General features: G+C 68.3%; 8 protein-coding genes. 4 read left to right on the forward strand and 4 right to left on the reverse strand.

The features are described 5' to 3' along the window. Positions 1–146 precede the first annotated feature (146 nt). From ACR2FV_RS07620 to ACR2FV_RS07635, 4 genes are all read left to right on the forward strand, one after another. Positions 147–656 (forward strand): sigma-70 family RNA polymerase sigma factor, encoded by a 510-nt coding sequence (locus tag ACR2FV_RS07620; protein WP_434015093.1) that lies wholly within the window; start codon positions 147–149, stop codon positions 654–656. Beyond that, the gene (locus tag ACR2FV_RS07625) at positions 643–1110 is read left to right on the forward strand and encodes a hypothetical protein (protein ID WP_434015094.1); all 468 of its coding nucleotides are present in this window, start codon (positions 643–645) and stop codon (positions 1108–1110) included. The genes ACR2FV_RS07620 and ACR2FV_RS07625 overlap by 14 nt, the downstream gene beginning before the upstream one ends. A gap of 172 nt (positions 1111–1282) precedes the next feature. Next, positions 1283–3109 (forward strand): methionine--tRNA ligase, encoded by a 1827-nt coding sequence (metG, locus tag ACR2FV_RS07630; RefSeq protein WP_434015095.1) that lies wholly within the window; start codon positions 1283–1285, stop codon positions 3107–3109. After that, positions 3106–3951 carry a TatD family hydrolase gene (locus ACR2FV_RS07635; RefSeq protein WP_434015096.1) on the forward strand — a complete coding sequence of 282 codons (846 nt, stop codon included), beginning with the start codon at positions 3106–3108 and terminating at the stop codon, positions 3949–3951. Before metG ends, ACR2FV_RS07635 begins: the two co-directional genes overlap by 4 nt. Before the next feature lie 39 nt (positions 3952–3990). Here the strand turns inward: ACR2FV_RS07635 and ACR2FV_RS07640 are convergent, their stop codons facing one another. The 4 genes from ACR2FV_RS07640 to ACR2FV_RS07655 all read right to left on the reverse strand — a co-directional run. Further along, complete coding sequence (locus ACR2FV_RS07640; RefSeq protein WP_434015097.1) at positions 3991–4311, reverse strand: SCO4225 family membrane protein; 321 nt, start codon at positions 4309–4311, stop codon at positions 3991–3993. A 50-nt stretch (positions 4312–4361) separates the two neighbouring features. Beyond that, entirely contained in the window at positions 4362–4826 is a 465-nt protein-coding gene (locus ACR2FV_RS07645) for a hypothetical protein (RefSeq protein ID WP_434015098.1), read from the reverse strand. Positions 4827–4947: 121 nt separating this feature from the next. Then, entirely contained in the window at positions 4948–5337 is a 390-nt protein-coding gene (locus tag ACR2FV_RS07650) for a PadR family transcriptional regulator (protein WP_434015099.1), read from the reverse strand. Between the two features lie 89 nt (positions 5338–5426). Further along, the coding region (locus ACR2FV_RS07655) for a hypothetical protein (RefSeq protein ID WP_434015100.1) at positions 5427–5635 on the reverse strand (209 nt) is incomplete at its 5' end.

The following is a 5635-nucleotide window of genomic DNA, read 5'->3' on the forward strand; positions in this document are numbered from 1 at the left end:
CGGCCTTCCGCACATTGCGCGGCGTCCGAACCCCGCGCGATGTGCACAATGCCGCGCGATTGGCCGGAACGCGGATCCTGACCGACCGTCGCCGGAGCCGGTCCTCAACCTCCCAACAGGCTGGTGCGCCTAGGGGTGGACAGGTGATGATCGGCGCAGGAGGCGAGTGTGGCAAGGACAGGGACGCCGAGTTCGTGACCTTCGTCGACCAGGTCTCGCCGCGTCTGCTCACGGCTGCCTGGATGCTCACGGGCGATCCGCATACCGCTGAGGACCTCTGCAGGAGGCGCTCGAGCGGGTCTACGTGCGGTGGGGACGGGTCAAGCCCGGCAGTCACCCGGGCCTATGCCCGCAGGATCATGGCCAACCTGCACACCGACCGGTGGCGCAGGCGACGCCGCGAGGTGCTGGTCAACGACATACCCGAGAGCGGGCAGGAGCAGGAGTCCCGTCACCTCGATCTGGTCCGAGCCTTGCAGGCCCTCCCGGCTCGCGAACGCCAGGTGGTGGTGCTGCGGCACTACCTGGACCAGTCGGAGCGCGACACCGCCGACGCCCTCGGGGTGAGCGTCGGCACCGTGAAGAGCTCCGGCTCCCGGGGTCTGGCCAGGATGCGGGCGTTCATGGATGGAGATGAGTCGCATGTCAACGTCTGACCACGACGTGCTGGAGGCCATGGACCGGGCGGCCATGGACCCCCCGCGCATGGGGCTGTCCGCGGGTTCGGTGCTGTCCGGTGGCAAGGGACGGGTGCGCCGGCGGCGCGCCACCGGGGCCGGTATGTCGATCGCTGCGGCTGCCCTCGCGGTGACCGCCTGGGTGGGGCTCGGCCCGACGTCGGACACGGCCCTGCAGGAGATTTCCCCGGCGCAGGAAACCGCCGTGGACCAGGACACCTCCGCGGACTGGACGACGGACCTCGACGCCTCGCTGGCCACCCCCGTGCTGCGCGACCAGCCCGGCGTGACCCCGGAGCCGGTGGAGTTCGACGAGCCGGAGATCGCCGAACTCGGCAACGGCCGCTCCCCTGTTCATCGCCCGAGAGACCGTCGCACCGACGACCGAGGCGGGGGCCAGTCTCATCGGTCTGGACGTCGACGGCGACGGTGAGGCGGACGACACCTGGGAGTGAGCTGTCGCCACACATTGCGCGGCCTTGCGTGCATTGCGCGGTGTCCGAACACGGCGCAATGTGCACAATGCCGCGCGACTCGACGAGCCCCCCACAGCTCTGCTCAGCCGGTGCGAAAACGGGTGGCGGGGCCCACCTAGACTCGAGCGCATGTCCCATGTCCTGTCCGCCGTCGCCTGGCCGTATGCCAACGGTCCGCGCCACCTGGGCCACGTGGCCGGGTTCGGCGTGCCCTCCGACGTGTTCAGCAGATTCATGCGGATGGCCGGTCACGACGTGCTCATGGTCTCCGGAACCGACGAGCACGGCACCCCGATCCTGGTGGCGGCTGACCAACAGGGTGTCTCCGCGCGCGAGCTGGCCGACACCAACAACCGGATGATCGTGCAGGACCTGGTCGACCTGGGCGTCTCCTACGACCTGTTCACCCGCACGACGACGGCCAACCACTACGCCGTCGTGCAGCAGATGTTCACGGCCGTCTACGACAACGGCTACATGGTGGAGCAGACCACCCCTGCCGCGATCAGTCCGTCGACCGGGCGCACGCTGCCCGACCGCTACATCGAGGGCACCTGCCCGATCTGTGGGTATGCCGAGGCGCGCGGTGACCAGTGCGACAACTGCGGCAACCAGCTGGACCCGACCGAGCTGATCGAGCCGCACAGCAAGATCAACGGCGAGACCCCCGACTTCGTCCAGACCCAGCATTTCTTCCTCGACCTGCCGGCGCTGGCCGGCGCGCTGGGGGAGTGGCTCGAGGACCGCGCCGAGACCGGGCTGTGGCGGCCCAACGTCATCAAGTTCTCGCAGAACATCCTGACCGACATCAAGCCGCGGGCCATGAGCCGCGACATCGACTGGGGCATCCCGATCCCGCTCGACGGGTGGCGCGACGAGCCGACCAAGCGGCTCTACGTATGGTTTGACGCGGTGATCGGCTACCTGTCTGCCTCGATCGAGTGGGCGCGGCGGAAGGGGGATCCGGAGCGCTGGCGCGAGTGGTGGAACGATCCTGACGCGCTGTCGTACTACTTCATGGGCAAGGACAACATCACCTTCCACTCCCAGATCTGGCCTGCCGAGATGCTGGCGCACAACGGGCAGGGCGACCGAGATGGTCAGCCCGGACCGTTCGGTGAGCTCAACCTGCCGACCGAAGTGGTCAGCAGCGAGTTCCTGACGATGGAAGGCAAGCAGTTCTCCTCCTCCCGCGGTGTCGTGATCTTCGTGCACGACGTGCTCGAGCGCTACCAGGTCGACGCGCTGCGTTACTTCCTGTCCGCGGCCGCACCGGAGAACAACGACTCCGACTTCTCCTGGCCCGAGTTCGTCAAGCGCACCAACAACGAGCTGGTCGCCGGCTGGGGCAACCTGGTCAACCGGACCGCCACGATGATCGCCAAGAACGTCGGCGAGATCCCGCAGGCCGGGCCGCTGGAGCCGGTCGACAAGGCCATCCTGGAGCAGATCAAGACCGGGTTCGACACCGTCGGCGGGTTGATCGGCGCGCACCGGCAGCGGGCCGCACTCGCCGAGGCGATGCATCTGGTCGGCGAGACCAACACCTACGTCTCGACCACCGAGCCGTTCAAGCTCAAGGGCGAGGATCAGCGGGAGCGACTGCATACCGTGCTGCACGTGCTCGCCCAGGCCGTGGTCGACCTCAACACGATGCTCTCCCCGTTCCTGCCGCACTCGTCCAATGCCGTGCACACCGCGCTCGGCGGTGAGGGCGCCTTCATGCCGATGCCGCACGCGCAGGAGGTGAGCGACCTCGACGAGCCGCAGCGCGCGCCATACCTGATCATCACCGGCGACTACAGCGCCATGCCGCGCTGGGAGCACCGGCCGGTCCGGTTAGGCGCGCCGGTGGCCAAGCCGACCCCGATCTTCACCAAGCTCGACCCGGGTGTGGTCGATGAGGAGCGGCGCCGGCTGGGCCTGGAGCCGGACGACGCCGACGATGCCGTATGACGGATGCTCGCCTGCTCGAGCGGCCGCCGGTGCCCGACCGGCTGCCGATCCCGGTGGTCGACAACCACTGCCACCTGGACATCGACCGGGAGGGCGCCCCGGCCCGCCCGATCGGCGAGGTCATCGCCCAGGCGAGTGCGGTGGGCGTGGACCGGCTGGTGCAGATCGGCTGCGACCGGGGCAGCGCGCAGTGGACCGTCGACGCGATCGACGAGCACGAGCAGTTGCTCGGTGGGGTGGCGATCCACCCCAACGAGGCCCCCGGCCACGCCGCGGCCGGCGAACTGGAGGAGGTGCTCACCGAGATCGAGCAGCACGCACGGCATCCGCGGATCCGCGCGATCGGGGAGACCGGGCTCGACTACTACCGCACGGGGCCCGAGGGGGTGGCCGCTCAGCAGGAGTCGTTCCGGGCGCACATCGAGCTGGCCAAGCGCACCGGGCTGGCCCTGCAGATCCACGACCGCGACGCGCACGACGACGTGCTGCGCATCCTCGCCGAGGAGGGTGCTCCCGAGCGGACCGTGTTGCACTGTTTCTCCGGCGACATGGCGATGGCCAGGGAGTGCGTGCGCCGCGGCTACTCCCTGTCCTTCTCCGGGACGGTGACCTTCAAGAACGCGCGGCCGCTGCGCAACGCCCTGTCTGTCGTGCCCACCGAGCACCTGCTGGTCGAGACCGACGCGCCCTACCTGACCCCCAACCCGCACCGCGGCCAGGTCAACGCCCCCTACCTGGTGCCGCTGACCGTGCGGGCGATGGCGGCCACCCTCAACATCGCCGTGCCGACCCTGTGCACAGCGCTGTCCGACAACAGCGAGGCCGTCTACGGCCCCTGGTGAGGCTGGTCGTGGGCCGGAGCACCGACACCATGCCCTTCCTCAGCTCGGCTGGCCCGCGGGGAGGTTCGCGGACGAAACTCGGGGTCCTCGCAGCACGAGCCAGCCAAGGCCCGCCTGAAGTAGGCCCGGGAGCAGCATCGAGATCCAGAGCAGTGATTCGGTGAGCCAGTTCTGCGGGTCGAGGAGATTGAGCATGTCCAATACGGAGGTGAACAGGAAGGACGTGGGAATGGTCAGGACGATGAGATGGACGACCATGAGTGAGGCGCCGACGTGATCGACAAGGAACGCGTCGTAGACGGTCACGAGCCAGGCGACCAACACCAGGAACAGGTAGCCACCACAGATGAGTGCCGCCATACGGCCCCGGCTGAAGTTGGAGGGGCGCAGCTGAGACCCCAACCTCGAGCTCATGAGGTCGCCGCCGTAGCGAGGGCGGGAGCCGCGAGCACCAACAGGACGGCTAAGCCGGACCCCAGGATCAGACCGATTCCGGCGTCGCGCTTCTGCAGATGCCGTGTCTTGCGCTCACCCCAGGCGGCGACGGCGAAGGGCAGAGCGACCATGAAGGCCAGCAGCAAGGTCGACCGAAGTTGCTCTGTGCGCATCGATACTTCGCTGTAAGCGGCGCCGGAGGGACCGACGGCGCCCAAGGCAAATCCGAGCGCCATGGTGATTGCGGCCACGACCACGGCAGCGCCGAGCATGACCATCAAGCGCAGCAGATGGCGCGAGTGCGTCGCGATGGCGACGTCGTAACCAGGCCGCCCCCGTTCGTCGAGGCTGACGGTTGTCCTCGGCCAGACGACCCGATGGTGCAGGCCGTGCGCGGCCAAGAGATCAGAGACCATCGACGTGATCCCGAGTCCGCCCACGTCTGGGACATCTCCTCCCCGTAGCTCTCGCGCCACGAGCGGGGCCCGCAGGCCAGGACCCATCGAGGCACAGACGTGCTGTCGAGGTCATCTCGGTGCTGGGCGCTGAGCTGTACGGTCTTCATGCCTGAGCCAGTCGCTGTTGGCCGACCTGAAGCGCTGAGCTCATCGCGGCGAGATAGCCGCACAGCTCGGTTCGGCCGGCACCCGTCAGCTCATAGGGTCGGCGACGACCCTCAGGAGCCGCACGGACGACGAGCCCCTCGCCGATCATGCGATCCAAGATGCCGTAGAGCGTGCCGACCGTCAGATCGCGGCCGGCGGTCTGTGCCACGTTCTCGATGATCGCAGCCGGGTGTAGCGGACCGTCAGCCAGACTGACCGTGACCAACGCGGCACCATCACTCACGTCCATGATTCGCCCCATCATGAGATTCGGATCCTGAAGGGTCGAAATCCGAACCTTCTGAATCCGAAGGTGACATCGAAGGTCGATCTCGGCAAGACTCACGCCCAAGAACGACTGCGTGGCCGTTGCGCGGAGATCTTGGACCTCATCGCCCCGTCAACCGACGACGAGTGGGGCTCCTGGTCGCCGAGTCAGTCGCCCTGCTCGAGCAGGCGGAGGGCGTCCTCCAGCCGAGCCAGGGGGGGGGCAACGCCGGTGACGAGGGACTGCAGAATCATGCCGTCGATGAGCGCGGAGACCACTTCGGCTCTCTGTGCGCCCAGGTGTGGCACCAGCAGGTCCCGCAGCCCGGCGAGCCAGACGTTGGCCAGGGGACGGAGGGCGGAGTTGCGGGCCGCCG

The organism is Ornithinimicrobium sp. (genome assembly GCF_051004135.1).
Lineage (GTDB): Bacteria > Actinomycetota > Actinomycetes > Actinomycetales > Dermatophilaceae > Ornithinicoccus.

What these genes read in the sequence shown, in the direction of transcription:
- ACR2FV_RS07635 (WP_434015096.1), top strand. Translation starts at nt 3,106, where the DNA reads ATGACGGATGCTCGCCTGCTCGAGCGGCCGCCGGTGCCCGACCGGCTG.
- ACR2FV_RS07640 (WP_434015097.1), bottom strand. Translation starts at nt 4,311, where the DNA reads ATGGCGGCACTCATCTGTGGTGGCTACCTGTTCCTGGTGTTGGTCGCC.
- metG (WP_434015095.1), top strand. Translation starts at nt 1,283, where the DNA reads ATGTCCCATGTCCTGTCCGCCGTCGCCTGGCCGTATGCCAACGGTCCG.
- ACR2FV_RS07625 (WP_434015094.1), top strand. Translation starts at nt 643, where the DNA reads ATGTCAACGTCTGACCACGACGTGCTGGAGGCCATGGACCGGGCGGCC.
- ACR2FV_RS07620 (WP_434015093.1), top strand. Translation starts at nt 147, where the DNA reads ATGATCGGCGCAGGAGGCGAGTGTGGCAAGGACAGGGACGCCGAGTTC.